Genomic DNA, 20,709 nt, shown 5'->3' on the forward strand with positions numbered 1-20,709 from the left:
TTTTCCCAATCGGAACCGCATTCCGTTTTATACGGAACATTGTTCCGTTTATCAAGTGGAAAAATCATGGACGACAAATCGGAGCAGCGGGGCGGTGGCTTGGAGCCGGTAAACTCGACGGATCGGCGCGTGCGTGCGGACGCGCAACGCAACTCCAAGGCGCTGCTCGAAGCAGCAATGGCAGTGTTTGCGGCTTCGGGGGTCGATGCTCCGGTGCGAGAGATCGCCGATAAGGCCGGCGTTGGCGTGGGTACGCTCTATCGGCATTTTCCGCAGCGTTCTGACCTGATCGTGGCGGTCTTCCGTAACGAAGTGGATGCCTGCGCAAATGCTGCACCTGCCATTGCCGCCGAATATGAACCCGGCGAAGCGCTCGCCCGATGGATGCAGCGTTACGTGGACTTTATCGCTGCCAAGCGTGGACTCGCCGCGGCCTTTTCCTCAGGTGATCCGGCATATGAGTCCTTGCCGCTGTATTTTCTTGAGAAACTTCGGCCCGCGCTGCAGACCTTGCTGGATGCCGCGACCGAAGCGGGCGATGTTCGCTCGGGCGTTGATGCCAAAGAATTATTGTTCGCTGTTGCCAGGCTCTGCTCACCAGATCGCTATGGTGGCGGCCCCGACCAGGCACGACGCATGGTTGGCTTGCTGGTGGATGGGCTTCGCTATGGCGCCCCTTCGGTTGGCTGATTGGTCTTGCCAGGACAGGCCACCGAGTGATCGGTGACCAAACAAAAACCCGCCTCGGCAACCGGGCGGGGTCGGTGGCGCAATTAGAACATTGCCAACAATAATTGCTGTCACTCACTTCTACTCAGGCGGCTTCGCCGCGGTTCCTCGCCCGCTTGTGCTTCCCGCGCGGGCCGCTGATTTCCCATCTTTTGTGGAACCACATCCATTGGCCGGGATCCTCGCGCACCCAGCGCTCGACCACGTCGTTGAGCAGCTGGGTGGTGCCATGGACGTCGACACTGCCGCCGGCGGTGCGCGGCAAGATCAGTTTGTCCTCGATCTCGAGCCGGAAGCGGTTGCCCGGCAGGCGCACGCAGCGCGCCGGATAGACATCGCAGTCATAGTGCCGCGCCAGGGTGCCCAGGACCCGGTTGCTTTCGCATGGGCGGCCGAAAAAAGTCGTTTCGAGCCCGCTCGAGAATTTCTGGTCGACGAGCACGCCGATATTGCCGCTTTTCTCCAGGATGGCCGCCAGCGCGAACGAAGCGCCGGTCGCGGAGGGCAGCAGCGAGCCCATGGTCGAGCGGCGAGTCGAGAGGATGTAGTCGGCAAGGTAGGGGTTGTTGGGCGGACGAAACAGCGCCGTGATGTTCATGCCGAAAGTGGCTGCCGCCACCGGAAGCAGCTCGAAATTGCCGAGATGCCCGGTGAAGATGATATGCGGTTTTTGCTCGCCGGCGATTTGCACGAAGTGCTCGACCCCCTTGACCTCGATGCGGCCCGGTTTTGTCGCGGCGGGATCGTAGTCGAACAGGGCATCGAGAAAGACGTATTCCGCGGCAAGGCGAGCCATGTTGCCCCACATGTCGGAGGCGATGGCCTGGATCTCCTTGTCGCTCTTTTCCGGATAAGCCTTGCGCAGATTGGCGATGGCGACGTTGTGGCGCCCCACCCACGGACCAATGCGGCGGGCGGCGCGGTCGGCGAAATTGAGCGCGCTGTCGACCGGCAGCAGACGCAGCAGCCAAATCATCGTCATAGCGAGGCGCGCCAGCAGCCAGTAATTGAACTGGCGCAGCCGCCTGCCGTGGCGGAACGCCAGGTCCCGGCGGAGCTTCTTGAAGGCGTTGCCGACCATTCCTAGACCATGATGTTTTCAGACAGCAGCATCATGGTCTAGCCGACGCGCAGGATGATCTTGCCGAACACGTCGCGGCCTTCCATGCGCTTCAGTGCGGTCTCGATGCCGTCGAAGCCGACTTCGGTGTCGATAACCGGAGAAACCAGCCCCGCCGCCATTTTCTGCATGGCGTCGGCCATGTTTTGCATGCGACAGCCGAACGAGCCGAGCAGCTTCAGCTGCTGCTGGAACAATTGCATCAGGTTGATCTGCGTCGACACGCCCGAGGTCGAGCCGCAGGTCACCAGGCGGCCGCCGCGTTTCAGGCACAGCATCGAGGCGGCAAAGGTGTCGGCGCCGACATGCTCGAAGACGATGTCGACGCCCTTCTTCTTCGTCAGCTTGCGCACGACGCCTTCGAAACGGTCGTCGCGATAGTTGATGACGTGATCGGCGCCAAGCGCCTTCGCCTTGTCGATCTTGTCGTTCGAGCCGACCGTGGTGATCACGGTGCAGCCCATTTTCTTCGCCAGCTGGATCGCGGCGGAGCCGATGCCCGAGCCGCCGGCATGGATCAGGATGGTTTCGCCGGGCTGCAGCCTGGCGTTGTCGAACAGCATGTGCTCGACCGTGCCGAAGGTGACGGGCGCGACGGCGGCGCCGACGTCGGTCACGCCGGGCGGGGCAGGGACCAGCAGGCGCGCTGGCAGGTTTATCTTCTCTTGCGCAAAGCCGTCGAGATGGAAGCCGTGCACGCCCGAAACATGCTCGCAGAGATTGTCGCGGCCTTCGCGGCAGGCGCGGCAAAGCCCGCAGGTGCGCGCACCGTAGATCGATACAAGCTGCCCGGGGACAAGCATGGAGACGCCGGCGCCGACCGCCTCGACCTCGCCCGAGGCTTCGGCGCCGACGACCAGCGGCAGCTTGCGCTTGGCGAAGGCCATGCCGCGCCAGCCCCAGACGTCGATATGGTTGAGCGCCACGGCCTTGATGCGCAGCGTCACTTCGCCCAGCGCAGGCTGCGGCGGAAGCGGCAGGTCCACCGTTTCAAGGCGGCGGTCCTCGATAAGTTGCAAAGCGCGCATTGGGCCTGTCGGTTCTGTTGGCGAAGAACGGTCGCTTAGACTGGTTCCCGCGCCATGACAAGGCAGGTGTTCTGGCCGCCGAAGCCGAAGGAGTTCGACAGCACCGTGCCGACCTCGGCGTTGCGCTTCTGGTTCGGCACCACGTCGAGCACGATCGCCGGATCGGGATTGTCGTAATTGATGGTCGGCGGGATGACGCTTTCGCGCATGGTCATCAGCGAAAACGCCGCCTCGACGGCGCCGGCCGCCGACAGCGTGTGGCCGATCATCGACTTGTTCGACGAGATCGGCATCGAGCCGATCCGCTCGCCGAACACGGTCGACAGCGACAAATGCTCCATCTTGTCGTTTTCCGGCGTCGAGGTGCCATGGGCGTTGACATAATCGATCTCGTCTTCGCCCAAGCCGGCATCGGCCAGCGCCGCGCGAACCGCCGCGATCGCCGGCGAGCCGTCCGGCTTCGAGCGGGTGCGGTGGAAATCGTCGGCCTTCTCGCCGCAGCCGCGCAGGATGCCGAGAATCGTCGCGCCGCGGGCGAGTGCCGCCTCCAGCGATTCCAGCACAAGCGCGCCGGAACCCTCGGCAAGGACAAAACCGTCGCGATCCCTGGAAAACGGTTTTGACGCCTTTTCGGGGATGTCGTTGTGCGTGGAGAGCGCCGAAAGCAGCGAGAAACGGATCAGCGCCTCGGCGGTCGCCGAGCCGTCGGCGCCGATCGACAGCGCCCGGTCGCATTCGCCGCGGCGGATCGCCTCGACGCCGAGCTGGATCGAGGTGGCGCCCGAGGCGCAGGCTGTCGACAGCGTGATCGGCAGGCCGCGCGTGCCAAAACGGTCGGCGAGCCGGTCGGCGATCGAACCGAACTGGGTGGTCTCGAAAACATCGAGCCCCTTCAAGCCGCGCGCCACCCGAAGCAGCCGTTCGGCGCCGATGTCGTGCTTGTCGGAATTGTACAGCGAAAAGCGCTCGCTCCAGTCGAGCTCGACCGGCGGCGAGGCGAGGAAAAGCGGTCCGCCGAAATCGCCCCAATCAAGGCCGGCTTCGGCCACGGCTTCCTGCGCGGCGATCTCGGCGAGGTCGTAGGTAAGAAGGGAAGCGCCCTTGGAGCTCGACGGCAGGAAATCGACCGTGCCGGAGATGCGGGTGTTCAGATGGTCGACCGGAAAGCGGGTGATCGGATGGATGCCGGACGTGCCCGCGGTGAGCGCTGCCCAATTGTCGGCCTTGCCGACGCCCAGCGACGTCACCACGCCGATGCCGGTGACGGCAACGATCGGCCTGCCCATGTGGTCGTTCAGATTGGCCATGTTTTTGTCCCAAAACCCTCTAGGCGGCGTTGACCAACGCCATGCCCTCGAATTGGTGATAGCCGATCGCCGTTGCAAGCACGGTCCTGGGAATGCCGTTGAACGGCTTCTCGCTGGCGGCGTCAAAAGCCGGGTAGGCGGCCTTGCGTTCGACAGCCAATGCAGCCAGCGCCACGGCGAAGGGAAACTGCGCTTCCTTCATGTGGCCGGTCAGCGTCGAAAAACCGCGTGCGGCAATCGCCGGATTGGCGTCGAGCGCCGATTTCTCGGCAGCAGTCGCGGCATGGGCACCCGAAGCGCCTGAAATCGTCAGCAGCTCGCCGTTCGGCAGTGCCGCCTGGCTGAGCAGCGCGGCAATCTCGGCATCGAGCTCGCCCTGCCGGCGTATGGCGCGTCCGGATACGACCGGGCCGAGTTCGGCATAGATCTTTCGCCCGCGGCTGATCGCGTGCTCGCGCTGTTCCAGGACGAGAAACGCACCGCCCGATCCAGTCACCACGCCGCCGCCGTCCAGGCCCTGTCTCTGCCAGACCGGTCTCCAGGGGCCGCGATGCAGGTAGCCGGCCAGCTCATAGCCAAGCAGCATGTCGGAATGTTCGGTCTGGAATGCGCCGCCGACCAGGATATGCGTCGATTGGCCGGAGCGGATGCGCGCGGCGGCTGTCTCGACAGCGGCGACGCCGGCACCTTCCTCGCCCATGAAAGTGCGCGACGAGCCGGTCACCTTGTGGACGATTGAGATGTTGCCGGCGAGCAGGTTGGAAAGCTGTGCCAGAAACAGCGTCGGCCGCAATTCGGTGGTCAGTTTCTCGTTGAGCAGCACGTCGCGGTCGTTGCGGCTTTCCGAAGCGGCGAGAATGTCGGCGTCGACCGCCTCGTCGCGCTCGCCGCCGCCGGCAGCCACCACCATGTCCATCGTCGTGCAGAGATCGTCATTGCCCTTGATGCCGGCGTCGTCCAGCGCCATGCCGGCGGCATAGGTGCCGAGCCGCTGCCAGGTTTCCATCTGCCGCTGGTCGCCGCGCTTGGCGATCTGCAGGTTCCAGTCGATCTCCGGCAGCGGGTGGACGGTGTAGGGCGAGAAGCGCACGGCTTCGAGCACCGGCTCCAGGCCGGGCTGGACGAGCTTGCGCCAATGCGCATCCGGACCTTCTCCCAGCGAAGAGACAAGGCCGATGCCTGATATGACGACGTCGTGGGGGCTCATGGGCGAGGGTTCATGGGGCGGCTGTTGTGGGTCAGGCTAGAAGACAAGCCATTTCAGGCGTTCTTTGCCATGACAAGCGCGTCAATCTTGGCGCACAGGTTCTTCATGACGAAGTAATCGTCGGTCGAGGCCTTGCCGTCATTGACCTCCTGCGTCCACTTTTCCAGCGGCACCTTGATGCCGAATTCCTTGTCGATGGCAAAGACGATGTCGAGGAAGTCGAGGCTGTCGATGCCGAGATCGTCGATGGTGTGGCTTTCAGGGGTGATCGTGTCGATATCGATCTCACTGGTGTCGGCGATGATCTTGGCGACTTTGTCGAACGTGGTGGACAAGGGCTTTTCCTTCGGTTGCGGGCGGAATCTGTCCGCTGGTGTTTGCGCGCTGTCTAATCGGTTTTTCCGGGCAGGAAAAGGCCTGAACGCCGGGCGCAGATGGGATACCCACTCCGTAAACGCAAGAAGAGCCGTTGGCGACCCTCCAGGCGATATGCCGCAACCATCCCATCTCTGGTCATTGCATGTACCAGTGTACCATGGTACGGAAATCCTATGACCACCGTCGAACGCGTGCAGACCGGGGTTCGCCTGGAAAAACGATTGGTGAAGGTGCTCAAGGCCTTGGCCGAGCATCGCGACATGAGCCTGGGTGAACTCATCGAGGGCATCGTGCTGCATGCCTTCGAAGGCCAGACGCCGTTTTCCCCGACGACCCTGGAAACAATCGGCCAATTGAAGCGCATCTACGGAATGGAGCTTGGCGCAGCGGACAGCCACCGTCTGGTGGAAATCGCCGGGGAGGGGGATGACCAACCATCTTGAGCGCAGCCACAGCATCGTGCTTTCGGGGCCGATCGACCGCGTCTTTCCGCTGTTCACGCCGACTGGGGAGACCCTGTGGGTGGACGGCTGGGATCCGGAGTTTCTGCATCCACAAGACGGGGAGACGCGCCAGGGCATGGTCTTCAGGACCGCTCACGGTGATGAGACCACGCTCTGGGCCTGCACGGACTGGGACCCCGTGGCGCATCGCATCCGCTATGTCCGGGTGACGCCGGATACGCGTTTCGGATTTGTCGAGGTGGCCTGCCGTCCGACCGCTGACGGAGGCACGGAGGCGTCGATTGCCTACACGTTCACTGCCCTGAACGCGGCAGGAATATCGTATCTGTCCGAACTGACGGAGGAGGCATTCGCGCACATGATCGAGGGATGGAAGCTCCGTATTGATGCGCGGCTGCAAGTGTGAAATCTAACGCCAGGTGCCTTAAACTAACTGCCGCTAAGGGTGGAACTTTACCCTTCGCTTCGTCTCCCGGAACAGCGCCGCGCCACCATAACGGCAATGTCGAAACCTGCGTCGTCAAAAGGCAATGCCTCCACCCCACCTTCAACGAAGCTCGCCTGCGGAACCGCCGCCGCCGCTTCCCTAATGGCATCTGCCGCCGGATCGATGCCGCTCAGGTCAGCGCCCTCGGCAACAAGCTGCCCTGCAAAGCCGCCGGTACCGCAGCCGATGTCAAGAAGCCTAAGCCCGGCGATCGACGATCGCACCGATCTGACAACTGCCAACGGATTGTTTACGAGCTGCATAGCGTGTTTCCTTTCGGGTCCGACGATAAGGAAGAGCCTCTGGCAGGAAGCACATTCACCCACCTATTGCAGCAAGCTCGGGGCGCATTTCCTCTAGGGTCATTCCCATCCCCAACAACACGGAAACCAGGATCCGCAGCTTGGGTCCGGTGAGATCGCCGGCAAAGACTGCCCCGGCTTTCTCCAGATCCTTGCCACCGCCATTGCCATAAATCGGCGAGACGCGACCTTCGCCACATCGCGACGCCACGAATACCGGAACGCCGTCGGCGATGATGTCTCCAACGGCCGCTGCGACGGCGGGCGTCGCGTTTCCCCTGCCGAAGCCTTCGAGCACGATCGCCCGCGAGCCGCTTGCCGCCGCATGGCGGATCACGCGGTCATCGGAGCCAAGCACCATGCGTATGAGATCCACCCTCGGTTCGATCGCGCTCGCCGCAAAAGTTTTCCGAAGGATAGGTCGGCGCGATACGCTTACAGCGGCGCCGTCGATTTCGCCGAGCTTGCCGTGGTTTCGCGAGACAAATGCGTCGACCCGGGACGTATGTGCCTTTGTGACGTCACGCGCGGCGTGGAAGTGTTGTTCCAGAAGCACAACCGCACCGAGAGCCCTCGCCAACGGCGATGCCGCAAGCCGGACGGCGTCGGTGACATTGCGCGGTCCGTCGCTGGCTGAATCATCGGCGCTGCGCTGTGCGCCAGTAAACACCACTGGCTTTTCATTCGCTAAAAGCAAATCCGCGAGGTAGGCGCTTTCCTCCATCGTATCGGTACCGTGGGTGACCACCACGCCGATGCAATCGTCTTCAACAAGGTGCAAGTTGATCCGCTGAGCCAGACCAAACGCCATTGGCAGCGTCATTGCGCAACTGACGATATTCATGAAGTCGTCAAGTCTAATGTCGACGCCGGGAGGAATGTCTTGAATCGTGCCCCGAAGTTTTTCGCCGTCGATGGTCGATACGACATGATCTTCAGCATCAACATGCCGCGAAGCTATGGTACCTCCGGTGGTAATCAGCCAGATACACGCCATGCGGCCTGCTTTCGGACGGAGGGGTTGATGGTCGGCTAGAACGTAGCGGATTGAATTTCAAATGAACACAGAAGTTCAGGGATATCCTGTTCCCTATTGGGAACATCTCATTGGGTCAGACTTGCCGAAGGTCATCTCAATGGGAAGCGCAAAGAAGGGTCGACCTGAGCTCTTGCGCAAAGGGCAGCTTTTGAGAAGCGCCACAGATGTCAGCAAATGGCGCGTCCCGTGGTTCAAATACCTGAGCCGCAGAACGCCCGAGATGAGCGTCGAACGACTGGCTGGGGTGGTGAGCCGACTTTCAGTCGCACGGCTGAACGGCTCAATGCCAGAACGCGACGCCGGCAGGGAATGGCTCGTCAATGGAGTTGCGCACGCGCGATTCTTTGCGTCATACTGCGTAGGCACGCGGAGAAGGGGCCGGCATCATGCAAGACGACGAGAGCAGTCCTCGGCGCCGTTTCCGCGATGTCATCACGAGCGAAGAGCAATTGCGAGCGGTTTTGGGGGCCCCCACAGACCGAGCAGTTGCCAAGGTCGTTCGAGTAATTGACGAACATGCTCGCCGCTTCATTGCTCATGCGCCTTTTGTGTTCGTAGCGTCCGCCGGCGCCGATGGCATGCTCGACGTCTCGCCAAAGGGTGATCCCGCCGGCTTCGTCAAGGTGCTGGACGAGAGAACTCTCGCCATTCCAGACCGCCCCGGCAATCGTCGACTCGATACTTTCCGTAACGTCCTGAGCAACCCGAATGTCGGCCTGATTTTCGTAATCCCCGGTGTGACCTACACGCTTCGCGTGGCCGGCAAGGCGCTCATCGTCCGCGATGCTGAGCTGCGTGAGGCCATGGCTGTCAACCGTAAGCTCCCTGAGCACATACTCGTCATCGAGATCTCGCACGTACTTTCTCATTGCCCGAAGTGCATGGTCCGCTCGGGCTTGTGGCAGCCGGATGCGTGGCCTGATACCAGCAACCTTCCCTCGTTTGCGGAGATGTTGGTCGCCCACGGCAAACTCGCGGAGACGGTTGAGGAGATGCAAACGATCATCGACACGGGTAATCACGACCGGCTCTACTAACTTGATGAACCACCGGTTGCCGGCTTCATGCTGACGCGGCGTGCTACTCTGCCAACAGAGGGGATCATGCAGATTATCGATCATAACCTTCAGCCGACAGAAGAGTGGCGTCCCGGCGTGTCGACCAGAATGCGCGTTTCTGCGGTCACCGAGGCAGCCACGCTCTGCATATTCGAACAGTGGGTCGCACCAGGAAGTGGCACACGTACTCACACCCATCCCGTCGAGGAAGTCTTGACCGTGCTGGAAGGCCAAGCCGAGCTGTGGTTGGATGATGAACGAGAAACAGTATCGACGGGACAATCAGTCATCGTGCCGGCCGGCCGCTGGCATGGCTTTCGCAATACCGGAAGCGCGACATTGCACATGCAGGCCATACTGGCCGCGCCAACCTTCGAGGCCTCTTTCGAGGGGCAGCCGGAAGTGACGAGGCATTGGGCTACCGCAAAAGCGTAACACCCGCCATCTTGACGACGGGACCCGCGCCTGGCTCCAATCTGATCCGTGGATCGTGTACTGCGACGAGACGTCGGGATCGGGGATCAGCGGACATGGGCGAGGAGGGCTTGGCAGAGATCTCAGCCCGGTATCTTCGCTTCGCCGACACGGAAGCTCGCAGTCGCTCACCGCTCTACGAGGATCTGGCTCGTGCGGTCGCTGGCGACCGCGAAATACTCGGCTTCCTGTCGACCCTCCCGGACATCAAGCGGCAACCGAATCTTCTGCTTGCCGTGGTGCGTCACCTGTTCGGCACACCGACAGGGTGGACCGAGTTTCGCCAGGCGCTTCTGGCGCATCCCGAGCTTGTCCGCTCGCTCATGCTCGAGCGCTCGACGCAAACCAACGAGCCGGCAAGGTGCGCCACACTGCTGCCCGTCCTGGCGCGCCTGCCGCAGCCGCTGGCCCTCCTGGAGGTCGGGACTTCCGCAGGGCTCTGCCTTATGCCCGACCTCTATAGCTACGACTACGGGCGCACGGTGCTCCGCGCACCCGTCATGGCCTGGGAACCGCCTGTCTTCCGATGCTCGGCCAGCGAGACAACGCCATTCCCGACGGCCCCGCCGCATGTCGTCTGGCGAGCGGGATTGGACCTGAGCCCGATCGATGTTTCAAACCCCTCGCAAGTCGCATGGCTTGAGACGCTGGTCTGGCCGGAGCAGACGGCGCGGCTTGCCAATCTGCGGGCGGCCCTAATGATCGCTGCCACAGTCAAGCCTCGGATGGTGAAGGGCGACCTGCGCGGGAGCGACCTCGTGCGGCTCTGCAGCGAAGCGCCAAAGGACGCTACCCTCGTTGTCTTTCACACAGCCGTCCTCGACTATGTCTCCGATCCGGCAGACAGAGAGGCCTTCGCAGAACAGGTGATGCGTCTTTCTCCGTATTGGGTATCGAACGAATTCCCTCGCGTATTCCCGTCCATCGCCACACGCGCCGGAAAAAGCTGGCCGCCAGGCCGCTTCCTCCTATCTGTGAACGGCTCCCCTGTCGCTTGGACCGACCCGCATGGCGCCTCGCTCGAATGGATCGCGGACGAGCCGTAGGCGGTATTCCGTTTAGGGACCCAAGCGTTAGATTTCACCACTGGCGAACGCTTCAACTGGCTCCAGCCCAGATTAGAAAGTGACGCGGCCGAGCACGCGCAGGCCGTCGCCTTGCGGCTCGACGATCACGGCTTCGCCTTCGCGCGGCGAGATGCCGGTGAGCGCCATGATGTTCTCCAGATGGGTGACCATGACCACATTGTCGGAGCCGGAATAGGCGCTGATCTCGTTCATGATCGCCTCGAGCTGGGCGGCTTTCTCGCTCGCGTCGGTCTTCAGCAGGTCAAGCGGAGCGAAGGGTTCGGGCTCTTCCCTGAAAGCGGTGCGAGCCGTGTCGAGGGCGCGGCAATAGCGGCTGGACAGCACGCGCTCGACCGGCGCCGCGCGGGCGTCGAAAAGCGCGCCGATCTTGCGTGCCTGCTGCTTGCCGCGCACCGAGAGATTGACCTGGGTGGCGCATTTCTCGATGTCGAAATTCGCCGGATCGGTGGTGCCGGTGACCATGGCATGGCGAAGCAGCACGACATGTCCGCCGTCGCGCAACAGCGCCCAGCCGGCTTCGGTCGCGTGGGCCGCGGCGGGAATGACGAGCAGCAATAGAGCCAGCACAGATCGAAGCATCAGGCGTCCTTTTCCGGTCACCGGAGGTGGGTTCCGGTGACCGCATATAGGGACGGCAAAGCCGGCTGAAAAACAAGGCATCACCTATCCCGGCTGTTTGCAAGAACCGACCGCTTTGCCAGGCGGGGCGGTTGCGCTCAAATCCCGGCTCGCCTATCAGGGGAAAAATGTCCCCACTCATCGAAACCGTCCTTTTTGTCTTCGGCCTTGTCGCGCTCGGCTATCTGGCCGGGCTCACCGGCTATCTGAAGGCCGAGGCGGGTGGGGCCATCGCCGAATTCGCCGTCGGGGTGGCGATGCCGCTGCTTCTGTTCCGCACCATGGTCAACGCCGATTTCCATGGCACCGCGCCCTGGTTGTTCTGGGGAGCCTATTTTACGGCTGCCGCAGTGACGTGGGCCGCAGGCCACCTGGTCATCACCCGGGTGTTCGGGCGCGACTCGCGTGCCGGGGTCGTCGGCGGCGTGTCGTCGGCTTTTTCCAACCTCGTCCTGCTCGGCATCCCGTTCTTCCTCGGCACATTCGGGCCAAGTGGATTCGAAGTGCTGTCGCTGCTGATTTCCGTGCATCTGCCGACGATGATCATGGCATCGATCATCCTGTTTGAGATCTTTGGCCGCGGCGACGAGCATGTGCATCCGCTGCGCATCATCCGGCGCTTCTTTCGAAAGTTGCTCTCCAATCCGCTGATCATCGGCATCCTGGCCGGATGGGTGTGGCGCATCACCGGCCTGCCATTGCCGGCGCTGGCGGTCCGGCTGGTCGACGCGCTGGCCAACATCGCCGGACCGGTCGCGCTGTTTGCCATGGGGCTGGGCCTATGCCGTTTCGGCATCTCCGGCAATGTGCGGCCGGCGCTGGCGCTGTCGGCGCTGAAGCTGATGCTGATGCCGGCCGTCGCGCTCGGCCTGGTCTGGCTGCTTGGCCTGCCGCCGCTGTCGGCGAAAGTCGCGGTCGTGGCGGCCGCGCTGCCATCCGGGGTGAATTCCTACCTGATTGCGACGCAGTTCAACACCGGCCAGGCGCTGGCATCGAACCAGATGACCATCGCCACCGCCTGCGCGGTCGTCACCACGGCCTTTTGGCTGACGGTGGTGGTCCACGTGTTTGGATAGGTATGATCGATATTGATGCCTGCGAAGGGCGGGTTCCTGGCGCTTCAGGTGCTCATACACCCAAACGTTACGCTCCGTTCCGGTTCTCGGGAGCCGCCGGTCCGGTCGTTTCCTCACACACCCTCAAGCAACAACGGGAGCGCAAATCGGCCTCGCCATGTGCTGGCCCAAACCCTATATGCCATCTTGCGATTGATTGCGGGGCTTGCCCTAGGTAAAGAGCAGTGGCTCCAGGCGTGCCGGCATCGATGCCAGTGCGCACGCCCGTCAAGGAAATCCAGATAGCGGCCCGTCAGCGCGCCGAACGGAGGCTAGACCATGCTTCAGAAAACCAGCCATTTCATGCGCCAGGCCAATCTCATCAACGGCGAGTGGGTGCAGGCCGACAGCGGCCAGACGGTCGACGTCAACAATCCGGCCACCGGCCTCAAGATCGGCACCGTGCCGAAGTCGGGCAAGGTCGAGACGCGCCGCGCCATCGAAGCTGCCGACGCCGCCTTCCAGACATGGCGCAAGACCACCGCGCTCGAGCGCTCGAAGCTGTTGCGCAAGCTGCATGACGCCATGATGGACAACCAGGATGTGCTGGCCGAGCTGCTGACCATCGAGCAGGGCAAGTCGCTGTTCGAATCGAAGGGCGAGATCGGTTCGGCAGCCTCCTACATATTGTGGTTCGCCGAAGAAGGCCGCCGCACCTATGGCGATGTCGTGCCGTCGCCCTGGGCGGATCGCCGCATCCTGGTGACCAAGGAGCCGGTCGGCGTCATCGCCGCCATCACGCCGTGGAATTTCCCGTCCTCGATGCTGGCCCGCAAGCTCGGCCCAGCACTTGCCGCTGGCTGCACCGCGGTCGTCAAACCGGCGTCGCAGACGCCTTATTCCGGCCTTGCCTGGGGCGCGCTCGCCGAGGAAGTCGGCTTCCCCAAGGGCGTCATCAACATCCTGACCGGCGCCGCCGGCGAGATCGGCGACGAGATCTGCGCCAACCCGCTGGTCAAGAAGATCACCTTCACCGGCTCGACCGAGGTCGGCAAGATCCTGATCCAGAAGTCGTCCGTCACCGTCAAGAAGGTGTCGATGGAACTCGGCGGCAACGCGCCGTTCCTGGTCTTCGACGACGCCGATATCGAGCGCGCCGTCGCCGGCGCGATCACCGCCAAATACCGCAATTCCGGCCAGACCTGCGTCTGCACCAACCGCTTCCTGGTCCAGGCTGGTGTCTACGACAAGTTCGTCGAAAAGCTCGCCGCCGCCAGCGACGGGCTGAAGGTCGGTTCCGGCCTCGATGACGGCGTGCAGCAGGGGCCGCTGATCGACGAGAAGGCGGTCGAGAAGGTCGAGGAACTGATCGCCGACGCCACCGCCAAGGGCGGCAAGATCGTCGCCGGCGGCAAGCGCCATGCGCTCGGCGGTTCGTTCTTCCAGCCGACGGTGATCGCCAATGCCACACCGAAGATGCGCTTCATGAAGGAAGAGATCTTTGGCCCGGTAGCGCCCGTGTTCAAGTTCGAAACCGAAGAGGAGGCGATCGCGCTCGCCAACGATACCGAGTTCGGCCTCGCCTGCTATTTCTACACCGGCGATCTCGGCCGCGCCTTCCGGGTCATGGAAGGGCTGAAATACGGCATGGTCGGCGTCAATGAAGGGCTGATCACCACGCCCGAGGCGCCGTTCGGCGGCGTCAAGGAATCGGGCCTCGGCAAGGAAGGCGGACATCAGGGCATCGAGGATTATCTCGACACCAAATATGTCTGCATCGGCGGCCTCGGCCTCTGATTGGGCAGGGGTCAATTGACTGCCAATGGATCCAAACCGGCCCGAGAGGCCGGGCGGGGATCGATCAACCAACTGGCGTTTCGGGCATGGCGATGAAGGACGGCGAGGTTTTTGGTACGACGCCAGCGGGCGAGGCCATCCGCCGCTTCAGCATCCGCGGCGGCGGCCTCACCGCCAACATCATCGGGCTTGGCGCCATCATTCAGGATCTGCGCCTGGCCGGCCACGATGCGCCGCTGGTGCTCGGCTATGACAGTTTTGAGCCCTATGAAACGGATACGGCCTTCTTCGGCGCCGTCGTCGGACGCTATGCCAACCGTATCCGCGATGGCCGCTTCACCATCGCCGGCCAGCGCTACCAGACCGAGCGCAACTTCCTCGACAAGCACACGCTGCATGGCGGCTCGCAAGGTTTTTCGCACCGGCCATGGGAGGTTTCGCTGCATGGCAGGGATTTTGTCACCCTGACGCTGCATGATCCCGACGGCACGATGGGCTTTTCCGGCGCGCTCGACGTGACCTGCACCTACAGGTTGAAGATCCCAGGCACGCTCAGCGTCGAGCTGACCGCCACCTGCGAGGAGCCGACGCTGTGCAATCTCACCCAGCATTCCTATTTCAACCTGGATGACGGCGGCGCCGGCGATGTCCTCGATCACCGGCTGATGCTGAACGCCGGCGCGTATCTTCCGGTCGATGGCGACCTGATCCCGACCGGCGTCGTGAAGCCGGTCGACGGCACGCCGTTCGATTTCCGTCAGGCGCGGCCGCTGCGCATGGAGAGCGAGGGCAGGCAGCTCCCCTACGACCAGAATTTCTGCCTTGCCTCGACGCGCGGGTCGCTCAAGCTGGCATCATGGGCGCAAGGCGCGAATTCCGGCGTCGAGATGGAGCTGTGGACCACGGAACCGGGCGTCCAGCTCTATACCGGCCAGTATCTGGCGCCAGCTTCGCCGGGGCTCGGGGGAGTTCATTACAAGGCTTATTCGGGCTTTTGCCTGGAGCCGCAGGTCTGGCCGGATGCGCCGAACCGGCCGTATTTCCCACAGGCCACGCTATGGCCGGGCCAGATCTACCATCATGTGACGGAATACCGGTTCCGACTGCCTGGCGCTTGACGCCGGAAGCCGGTACCGGCTTTTGCTGCGCTTACCTTCGGTCCGGACAGGACCGTGCACAAAGTTCAAAGAACGTCCTTTGCGGCGCGGGACTGGATGGCCGCCGGTGCCGAAGACCTGCTGCCCGTGGAGTATTTCCACGTGGTTTTCACCCTGCCTGCCGAGATCGCGCAGATCACTTATTGGAACAAGAAGGCTGTCTATGACCTGCTGTTTCGGGCGTCGGCCGAGACGCTGACCACGATCGCGGCCGATCACAAGCGCCTCGGCGCACGCATCGGCATGACCAGCGTGCTGCACACCTGGGGATCGGCGCTGACGCATCACCCGCAGGTTCACATTATCGTGCCTGGCGGGGGACTGTCGCCGGATAGCACCCGCTGGATCGGCTGCCGCCCCGGGGTGCCGGGTCGCCATCCATCACAACCAGTCCCAAGAGAAGATATGACGCTTCTCTACGTTCCTTCGCGGCCGCCCGACGGCAGGCCGTGACCTGAGGCGGGCGTGGCGATCGAAACAGAATGAGAGCCCACCGCATCGGTGCACACAGCACGACGGTTAGGTGGTATGGTGCCCGTCTGGTCAGCCTTTCCAGGGATAAGCATGGAACGCCGTTTGGCCGCGATTCTGGCAGTGGATGTAGTCGGTTTTAGCCGCCTGATGGAGGTCGACGAAGCCGGCACGCTGGCTGCCCTCAAGATCCGCCGCAAGGAGGTGCTGAGGCCCCTGGTTGCCAAGCATCGCGGACGCATCTTCAAGGTCGCCGGCGATGGCGTGCTGGTGGAGTTCGCCAGCGCTGTTAACGCCGTGCAATGCGCGGTCGAGCTCCAGGAGGGCATGGCCGCCGCAAACAGCGATCAGCCTGAGGAGCGGCGGATCGTGCTGCGCATCGGCGTCAATCTGGGTGACGTCATTGTCGAAGGCAGTGATCTCTATGGCGACGGCGTCAACATCGCCGCGAGGCTCGAAAGCATCGCCGAACCGGGTTCCATCCTGGTCTCCGGGACCGCGCATGACCACATCAGGAACAAAGTCCAAGTAGGCTTCGACGATCTCGGTACGCAGAACCTGAAGAACATCGCCGAGCCGGTTCGGATCTATCGGGTCGCCGGAACACCGGCTGTTGCGGTCGTGACGCCCAGAGTCACAGCCGAGAAGCCTGCCATCGCCGTCTTGCCGTTTGTGAACATGAGCAGTGATCCCGAGCAGGAGTACTTCGCGGACGGCATGACCGAAGACATCATCACGGAACTCTCGCGCTTCAAGAGCCTCTTGGTCATCGCGCGCAATTCCTCATTTTACTACAAAGGGCGGTCGCCGAGGATCCAGGACGTCGGGCGCGAACTCGGCGTGCGCTGGATCGTCGAAGGCAGCGTGCGCAAGGCCGGGAACTGGGTACGCATAACAGCCCAGCTAATCGACGCAACGACTGGGGCGCACGTGTGGGCGGAACGCTATGACCGCACGCTCGACTCCATTTTCGAGGTCCAGGACGAGGTCGTGCAAGCAATCGTCGGTACAATACCGGGGCATCTTGGTCGAATCGCAGTCGAGCACGCGCGCCGGAGGCCGCCGGCGAACCTCACAGCCTTCGACCATTTGCTGCGGGGACGTTGGGCTCTGTTTCACTCCACTGATGGTCTGCAAAGTGCCTTGGTTCATCTGGAGAAAGCGATCGAGGCCGATCCGAACTATGCGGCCGCGCACGCGCAGATCGCCACCGCCTTTGCCTATGGCATCTATGCGTTGGGCCTTGAACCGGAGATTGCGATCGAACGCGCGTGCCATCATGCGGCGCGCGCAGTGGCGCTCGACGGCGGCGATACCGAAGTCAATGCGGCTGCCGCTTCCGCCTATATCACGAGCGGCATGCATGAGCTTGCCGATCTTCACTCCGCGCGTGCAACGGCGAGCAATCCGAATGATGCATCGGCTCTCTTCAGCCGCGGATTTGTTCTCGCCCATCTGGGTCGACCATCCGAGGCGATCGAAATCTTCTCCCAAATGCAGAGGATCGACCCTTTGGCGCCGGATGATGCCAGATCAGAGGTGCTGTGCGACTGCCACTTCATGTTGGGAGAATACGAGACAGTAATTGGGATCCTCAGGCACAGGCACGATGTGCCGGCCTATATGCACCTGATCGAAGCTGCAGCGCACGCACAGCTGGGTCGCATCGAGGAGTCGAAAGCGGCTGTCGCGGCTTTCCATCGAAGTCCAGCCCCCAAGCCGGACCCAAAGACCATGATTGCTTCGCAGATGCGCATGATCGCTCATCAAGAAGACCGCGAACGCTGGCTTGAGGGCTACCGCAAGGCAGGCCTGCCCGTATGACGTCGTCTCGTAGCCCTGACCCCGACGTGGCCCGACTACCTAGTCTGGAGGCGTGCGTCATCCTGAGCGTGATTGCCTTCCACTGAAGGCTCCTTCTGGCGCGCATCCGAGTCCTTGCCGAACGCGAAGGATTGACTCCGGTCCGGACCGATTTCCTTCCCCGATAGCTATCATTGGGCGCAACCAACGATGATGACCCATTGCCGTCTTCCCTGCGTTCGCGTTGGATGTCCGCTTCGCGCCGCATGGCAGAATCTTGTCAGCGCCGGTCGACCGCTCGCTTCGAACCCGTGTGTTTGGCGATCGCCTCGATGATCCGGTCCCAATGGCCGGGGTGCAGCTCGTGCCCACCGCCTTCGAGCTTCAGGAGCCGTGCGCCCGCGACCGCCTCGGCCAGTACTGCGCCGTGCTCAACCGGAAAGACTGGATCGGCGGTGCCGTGAATGACGAGCAGCGGTACCTTGATCTCGGCGAGCCTGCCCTGCCAGGCCTTGCCGATCTCGAAGAGAACACTGTGGTTGGTGGCGCTGAGATAGCCGCCAGAACGGTCGAAGTCCCGCTCGATGAAGGCTCTGGTCTCGGCTTCGTCGAACGGGTGTGCTGTTCCTGCGATCAGGCGCGCGTCCTCGACGCAATATGCGACGGTTTCCGCCCGGTTCGACCAGTCCACGTCCACAGCCATATGTTCCAACCAGGCCTTACCGCTCTTGGGGAGGCTGGGCCGGTTCACCCCGATCGGCGAGGTGCTGATCGCCGTCAGTGAACGCACCCGCTCTGGATGTTTGAGCGCCGCACCTTGGCCGACCATTCCGCCTTGGGAGAAGCCCGCGACGTGCGCCGCCGTGATCCGGTAGCCGTCGAGCACGCGAAGGACGTCTTCGACCGCATCGTCAAAGCCATAGCCCGGCCGACCGGGCGGATATTTGGTCGAAAGACCGGAGTCTCGCTGGTCGTAGCGGATGACGAAGCGGCCCCGTGCGGCGAGTCGGCGGCAGAATTCCTCCGGCCACCAGAGCATCGAGGCCATCCCGCCCATGATGAGAAGTATCGGCGGCTGGGCCGGATTGCCGAAGCTCTGCGTTGCGAGCTCGACCCCATCGGCACGGATCACCAGCTCGTTCATGCCAGTCCTTCGCGGCGCAGAGCCGCTTGTACGGCAGGCCGCTCTTCGATGCGCGCGATGTAATCGCGAAGCGGCTCGGGCAGTTGAAATCCGAGCTCCGCCGCGCCGCGCGCCAGCTGGAAGAGATAGGGATCCGCGACGGTGAAAGTCTTTCCGAACAAATACCCCCGCTCCAGCCGGCCTGCGGCGAAGCGGAACCATCGCAGTATTTCCTGGGCGATCGGCTCCCTGACGTCTTCAGGAAGCATTAGGTAGGTGGGAAAGCGCTTGTGAATCTCGGTCGCGATGAAGCTCAGCATCTCAAGCAGGCGATAGCGGCCCAGATGACCCTGCGGCGCGAGCTCCGGCGCGCGATCCGCGACCCAAGCCAGGATCGCGACATTCTCAGTCAGCACCTCACCGTCGTCGAACACGAGAGCGGGCACATAGCCCTTCGGATTGATATCGATATAGCGGCCACCCCATTCGGTCTGCTTGGTCTCGATATCGACCTTGACCACGTCGAACTGAATTCCAGCCTCCAGCATCGCGATATGGTCGGCCAGGCTGGTGAACCCGGGTGCAGAATAAAGCTTCATCGATCCGACTCCTTCTGCTGCTGCTTGGTTTCACAACCAGTTGAATCCTGGGTCATCTGCTCAACAACGTGCCGACAATTGGATACTCCCACCTCGGTTTGACCAAGAAACGAGCGGCGGCGAACGCGGTTCCACGATCCCCCTCAGCTGCTCGCTGATTGCTCGCACACGCAGAGGCACAGGACGGGACGCGAGTATCTTCCTCGACTCTGGTTGTCGGGGCGCATGCGACGCTCGCGGAAAAGGACTGTCGGCGCTGACGGGATTGGCGTAAGCTACGGCCTTTGGGGTGCATCCATGCACCGTATCACCACCGTAGCTATTGTCGCGCTCGCGGCCGCCGCGCTTAGCTGTCCTGCGCGGGCGGAGGTGCTGATCGGGGTCGCAGGCCCGATGACCGGAAAGCTCGAATGGACTGGCACGCAATTGAAGCGCGGCGCAGAGGTGGCTGTGGCCGACATCAATACGGCGGGCGGCGTCCTCGGCGAGCCGGTGCGGCTCATCACGGTCGACGACTTCTGCGATCCCAAGCAAGCGGTGGCTGCTGCCCAAAAGCTGGTGGCTGACGGTGTAGTCTTCGTCGTCGGGCACTACTGCTCTGGAGCCTCGATTCCGGCATCGGAGGTGTACGAGGCGGCGGGAATTCTGCAGATTTCGCCGTCCTCGACCAATCCGATGTTGACCGAACAAGGCCGCGCCAACGTTTTCCGCGTCTGCAGTCGCGACGATGCGCAGGGCTTCGAGGCCGGCAACTACTTGGCCGATCATTGGAGCGACAAGAAGATCGCGATCCTTCACGACAATACGACCTATGGGAAGGGTCTCGCCGATGAGACAAGAAAGCAGTTGAACAAGCGGGGCGTGACCGAATCAATCTATGAAGGCTACACTCCCGGGAAAGACGACTACTCGGCCGAGATCAGCACGTTACAGGGGGCGGATATCGCCGTGCTGTACATGGGCGGGTATCATACCGAGGCTGCGCTTATGGTCCGTGCGGCGCGCGACCGGGGCTACTCGGTTCAGCTGATCTCGGGTGACGATACAGCGACCGAGGCATTTGGGCTGATTGCCGGCCCTGCCGCCGAGGGCACGCTCTTCACCTTTGTCCCCGACCCGCGTCGAAATGCCGAAGCGGCCAAAGTCGTCGAACGATTCCGAGCCGAGAACTTCGAACCCGATTCCTGGACGCTGCACAGTTACGGCGCCGCCCAGACCTGGGCGCAGGCGGTCGAGAAGGCAGGCTCACTAGAACTCCAAGCCGTGATTGCATCACTGCGCGGCAATCAATTTGACACTGTGTTGGGCCGTATGGACTTTGATAATAAGGGCGACCTCACTGTTCAGAGTTGGGTATGGTATGTCTGGAAGGGTGGCGAATACGTGCCGTTGGAGTAATGGACCA

At 62.6% G+C, this 20,709-nt stretch carries 21 protein-coding genes and 1 pseudogene; 12 read left to right on the top strand and 10 right to left on the bottom strand.

Annotated elements, in window-relative coordinates; all coding sequences use genetic code 11:
- Window positions 1–63 precede the first annotated feature (63 nt).
- A complete protein-coding gene (locus AC0L2A_RS04725; RefSeq protein WP_473607824.1) occupies window positions 64–690 on the top strand; it encodes a TetR/AcrR family transcriptional regulator in 627 nt (208 codons plus the stop codon).
- A gap of 124 nt (window positions 691–814) precedes the next feature.
- Here the strand turns inward: AC0L2A_RS04725 and AC0L2A_RS04730 are convergent, their stop codons facing one another.
- From AC0L2A_RS04730 to AC0L2A_RS04750, 5 genes are read right to left on the bottom strand one after another with little or no spacing between them, the layout of a single operon-like run.
- Window positions 815–1,810, bottom strand: a complete 996-nt coding sequence (locus AC0L2A_RS04730; protein WP_473607773.1) for a lipid A biosynthesis lauroyl acyltransferase — start codon at window positions 1,808–1,810, stop codon at window positions 815–817.
- A gap of 38 nt (window positions 1,811–1,848) precedes the next feature.
- Window positions 1,849–2,877 (bottom strand): zinc-binding dehydrogenase, encoded by a 1,029-nt coding sequence (locus tag AC0L2A_RS04735; RefSeq protein WP_473607774.1) that lies wholly within the window; start codon window positions 2,875–2,877, stop codon window positions 1,849–1,851.
- Between the two features lie 35 nt (window positions 2,878–2,912).
- Window positions 2,913–4,184 (bottom strand): beta-ketoacyl-ACP synthase, encoded by a 1,272-nt coding sequence (locus AC0L2A_RS04740; RefSeq protein WP_473607775.1) that lies wholly within the window; start codon window positions 4,182–4,184, stop codon window positions 2,913–2,915.
- 19 nt (window positions 4,185–4,203) lie between these two features.
- The gene (locus AC0L2A_RS04745; RefSeq protein ID WP_473607777.1) at window positions 4,204–5,391 is read right to left on the bottom strand and encodes a beta-ketoacyl-ACP synthase; all 1,188 of its coding nucleotides are present in this window, start codon (window positions 5,389–5,391) and stop codon (window positions 4,204–4,206) included.
- Window positions 5,392–5,444: 53 nt separating this feature from the next.
- Window positions 5,445–5,726 carry an acyl carrier protein gene (locus tag AC0L2A_RS04750; protein WP_023802974.1) on the bottom strand — a complete coding sequence of 94 codons (282 nt, stop codon included), beginning with the start codon at window positions 5,724–5,726 and terminating at the stop codon, window positions 5,445–5,447.
- Window positions 5,727–5,942: 216 nt separating this feature from the next.
- Here AC0L2A_RS04750 and AC0L2A_RS04755 point away from each other — a divergent pair, with 216 nt between their 5' ends.
- Complete coding sequence (locus tag AC0L2A_RS04755) at window positions 5,943–6,212, top strand: hypothetical protein (protein ID WP_473607778.1); 270 nt, start codon at window positions 5,943–5,945, stop codon at window positions 6,210–6,212.
- Window positions 6,196–6,639, top strand: coding sequence for a hypothetical protein (locus AC0L2A_RS04760; RefSeq protein WP_473607779.1), 444 nt, complete (start codon window positions 6,196–6,198; stop codon window positions 6,637–6,639). The genes AC0L2A_RS04755 and AC0L2A_RS04760 overlap by 17 nt, the downstream gene beginning before the upstream one ends.
- A gap of 47 nt (window positions 6,640–6,686) precedes the next feature.
- On the opposite strand, the gene AC0L2A_RS04765 is transcribed toward AC0L2A_RS04760, so the two are convergent.
- Both AC0L2A_RS04765 and AC0L2A_RS04770 read right to left on the bottom strand, forming a co-directional pair.
- Entirely contained in the window at window positions 6,687–6,983 is a 297-nt protein-coding gene (locus AC0L2A_RS04765) for a class I SAM-dependent methyltransferase (protein WP_473607781.1), read from the bottom strand.
- Window positions 6,984–7,038: 55 nt separating this feature from the next.
- The gene (locus AC0L2A_RS04770; protein ID WP_473607782.1) at window positions 7,039–8,019 is read right to left on the bottom strand and encodes an asparaginase; all 981 of its coding nucleotides are present in this window, start codon (window positions 8,017–8,019) and stop codon (window positions 7,039–7,041) included.
- A 428-nt stretch (window positions 8,020–8,447) separates the two neighbouring features.
- Here AC0L2A_RS04770 and AC0L2A_RS04775 point away from each other — a divergent pair, with 428 nt between their 5' ends.
- The 3 genes from AC0L2A_RS04775 (at window position 8,448) to AC0L2A_RS04785 (ending at window position 10,639) form a co-directional block, all read left to right on the top strand.
- Window positions 8,448–9,098, top strand: a complete 651-nt coding sequence (locus AC0L2A_RS04775) for an MSMEG_1061 family FMN-dependent PPOX-type flavoprotein (RefSeq protein ID WP_473607783.1) — start codon at window positions 8,448–8,450, stop codon at window positions 9,096–9,098.
- Between the two features lie 66 nt (window positions 9,099–9,164).
- Window positions 9,165–9,554, top strand: a complete 390-nt coding sequence (locus AC0L2A_RS04780) for a cupin domain-containing protein (RefSeq protein WP_287257850.1) — start codon at window positions 9,165–9,167, stop codon at window positions 9,552–9,554.
- A 110-nt stretch (window positions 9,555–9,664) separates the two neighbouring features.
- Window positions 9,665–10,639 carry a DUF2332 domain-containing protein gene (locus tag AC0L2A_RS04785; protein WP_473607785.1) on the top strand — a complete coding sequence of 325 codons (975 nt, stop codon included), beginning with the start codon at window positions 9,665–9,667 and terminating at the stop codon, window positions 10,637–10,639.
- Window positions 10,640–10,711: 72 nt separating this feature from the next.
- Here AC0L2A_RS04785 and AC0L2A_RS04790 read toward each other — a convergent pair whose 3' ends face one another.
- A complete protein-coding gene (locus tag AC0L2A_RS04790; RefSeq protein ID WP_023802971.1) occupies window positions 10,712–11,260 on the bottom strand; it encodes a histidine phosphatase family protein in 549 nt (182 codons plus the stop codon).
- Window positions 11,261–11,427: 167 nt separating this feature from the next.
- Between AC0L2A_RS04790 and AC0L2A_RS04795 the strand changes: the two genes are divergently transcribed.
- The 5 genes and pseudogenes from AC0L2A_RS04795 (at window position 11,428) to AC0L2A_RS04815 (ending at window position 17,603) form a co-directional block, all read left to right on the top strand.
- On the top strand, window positions 11,428–12,375 hold the full coding sequence (locus AC0L2A_RS04795; protein WP_287219327.1) for an AEC family transporter: 948 nt from the start codon (window positions 11,428–11,430) through the stop codon (window positions 12,373–12,375).
- Window positions 12,376–12,693: 318 nt separating this feature from the next.
- Window positions 12,694–14,151 (top strand): NAD-dependent succinate-semialdehyde dehydrogenase, encoded by a 1,458-nt coding sequence (locus tag AC0L2A_RS04800; RefSeq protein ID WP_287360620.1) that lies wholly within the window; start codon window positions 12,694–12,696, stop codon window positions 14,149–14,151.
- 86 nt (window positions 14,152–14,237) lie between these two features.
- Complete coding sequence (locus AC0L2A_RS04805) at window positions 14,238–15,269, top strand: aldose epimerase family protein (protein ID WP_473607787.1); 1,032 nt, start codon at window positions 14,238–14,240, stop codon at window positions 15,267–15,269.
- An 84-nt stretch (window positions 15,270–15,353) separates the two neighbouring features.
- Window positions 15,354–15,671: pseudogene (locus AC0L2A_RS04810) on the top strand (IS91 family transposase); the annotation flags it as partial.
- A 201-nt stretch (window positions 15,672–15,872) separates the two neighbouring features.
- Window positions 15,873–17,603 (top strand): adenylate/guanylate cyclase domain-containing protein, encoded by a 1,731-nt coding sequence (locus AC0L2A_RS04815; RefSeq protein ID WP_473607788.1) that lies wholly within the window; start codon window positions 15,873–15,875, stop codon window positions 17,601–17,603.
- Between the two features lie 259 nt (window positions 17,604–17,862).
- Here AC0L2A_RS04815 and AC0L2A_RS04820 read toward each other — a convergent pair whose 3' ends face one another.
- Both AC0L2A_RS04820 and AC0L2A_RS04825 read right to left on the bottom strand, forming a co-directional pair.
- Window positions 17,863–18,726, bottom strand: a complete 864-nt coding sequence (locus AC0L2A_RS04820; RefSeq protein ID WP_473607789.1) for an alpha/beta fold hydrolase — start codon at window positions 18,724–18,726, stop codon at window positions 17,863–17,865.
- Complete coding sequence (locus AC0L2A_RS04825; protein WP_473607791.1) at window positions 18,723–19,304, bottom strand: glutathione S-transferase N-terminal domain-containing protein; 582 nt, start codon at window positions 19,302–19,304, stop codon at window positions 18,723–18,725. The genes AC0L2A_RS04820 and AC0L2A_RS04825 overlap by 4 nt, the downstream gene beginning before the upstream one ends.
- Window positions 19,305–19,601: 297 nt before the next feature.
- On the opposite strand from AC0L2A_RS04825, the gene AC0L2A_RS04830 reads away from it, so the two are divergent.
- Window positions 19,602–20,702, top strand: a complete 1,101-nt coding sequence (locus tag AC0L2A_RS04830) for a branched-chain amino acid ABC transporter substrate-binding protein (RefSeq protein ID WP_287121552.1) — start codon at window positions 19,602–19,604, stop codon at window positions 20,700–20,702.
- The last annotated feature ends 7 nt before the right edge of the window (window positions 20,703–20,709 follow it).

This window comes from Mesorhizobium sp. WSM4844 (assembly GCF_055811775.1).

Excerpts from the sequence above, each read along its gene's own strand:
- AC0L2A_RS04730 (WP_473607773.1), bottom strand. The coding sequence starts at position 1,810 with ATGGTCGGCAACGCCTTCAAGAAGCTCCGCCGGGACCTGGCGTTCCGC.
- AC0L2A_RS04735 (WP_473607774.1), bottom strand. The coding sequence starts at position 2,877 with ATGCGCGCTTTGCAACTTATCGAGGACCGCCGCCTTGAAACGGTGGAC.
- AC0L2A_RS04740 (WP_473607775.1), bottom strand. The coding sequence starts at position 4,184 with ATGGCCAATCTGAACGACCACATGGGCAGGCCGATCGTTGCCGTCACC.
- AC0L2A_RS04745 (WP_473607777.1), bottom strand. The coding sequence starts at position 5,391 with ATGAGCCCCCACGACGTCGTCATATCAGGCATCGGCCTTGTCTCTTCG.
- AC0L2A_RS04755 (WP_473607778.1), top strand. The coding sequence starts at position 5,943 with ATGACCACCGTCGAACGCGTGCAGACCGGGGTTCGCCTGGAAAAACGA.
- AC0L2A_RS04760 (WP_473607779.1), top strand. The coding sequence starts at position 6,196 with ATGACCAACCATCTTGAGCGCAGCCACAGCATCGTGCTTTCGGGGCCG.
- AC0L2A_RS04765 (WP_473607781.1), bottom strand. The coding sequence starts at position 6,983 with ATGCAGCTCGTAAACAATCCGTTGGCAGTTGTCAGATCGGTGCGATCG.
- AC0L2A_RS04770 (WP_473607782.1), bottom strand. The coding sequence starts at position 8,019 with ATGGCGTGTATCTGGCTGATTACCACCGGAGGTACCATAGCTTCGCGG.
- AC0L2A_RS04775 (WP_473607783.1), top strand. The coding sequence starts at position 8,448 with ATGCAAGACGACGAGAGCAGTCCTCGGCGCCGTTTCCGCGATGTCATC.
- AC0L2A_RS04780 (WP_287257850.1), top strand. The coding sequence starts at position 9,165 with ATGCAGATTATCGATCATAACCTTCAGCCGACAGAAGAGTGGCGTCCC.
- AC0L2A_RS04790 (WP_023802971.1), bottom strand. The coding sequence starts at position 11,260 with ATGCTTCGATCTGTGCTGGCTCTATTGCTGCTCGTCATTCCCGCCGCG.
- AC0L2A_RS04795 (WP_287219327.1), top strand. The coding sequence starts at position 11,428 with ATGTCCCCACTCATCGAAACCGTCCTTTTTGTCTTCGGCCTTGTCGCG.
- AC0L2A_RS04800 (WP_287360620.1), top strand. The coding sequence starts at position 12,694 with ATGCTTCAGAAAACCAGCCATTTCATGCGCCAGGCCAATCTCATCAAC.
- AC0L2A_RS04805 (WP_473607787.1), top strand. The coding sequence starts at position 14,238 with ATGGCGATGAAGGACGGCGAGGTTTTTGGTACGACGCCAGCGGGCGAG.
- AC0L2A_RS04815 (WP_473607788.1), top strand. The coding sequence starts at position 15,873 with ATGGAACGCCGTTTGGCCGCGATTCTGGCAGTGGATGTAGTCGGTTTT.
- AC0L2A_RS04820 (WP_473607789.1), bottom strand. The coding sequence starts at position 18,726 with ATGAACGAGCTGGTGATCCGTGCCGATGGGGTCGAGCTCGCAACGCAG.
- AC0L2A_RS04825 (WP_473607791.1), bottom strand. The coding sequence starts at position 19,304 with ATGAAGCTTTATTCTGCACCCGGGTTCACCAGCCTGGCCGACCATATC.
- AC0L2A_RS04830 (WP_287121552.1), top strand. The coding sequence starts at position 19,602 with ATGCACCGTATCACCACCGTAGCTATTGTCGCGCTCGCGGCCGCCGCG.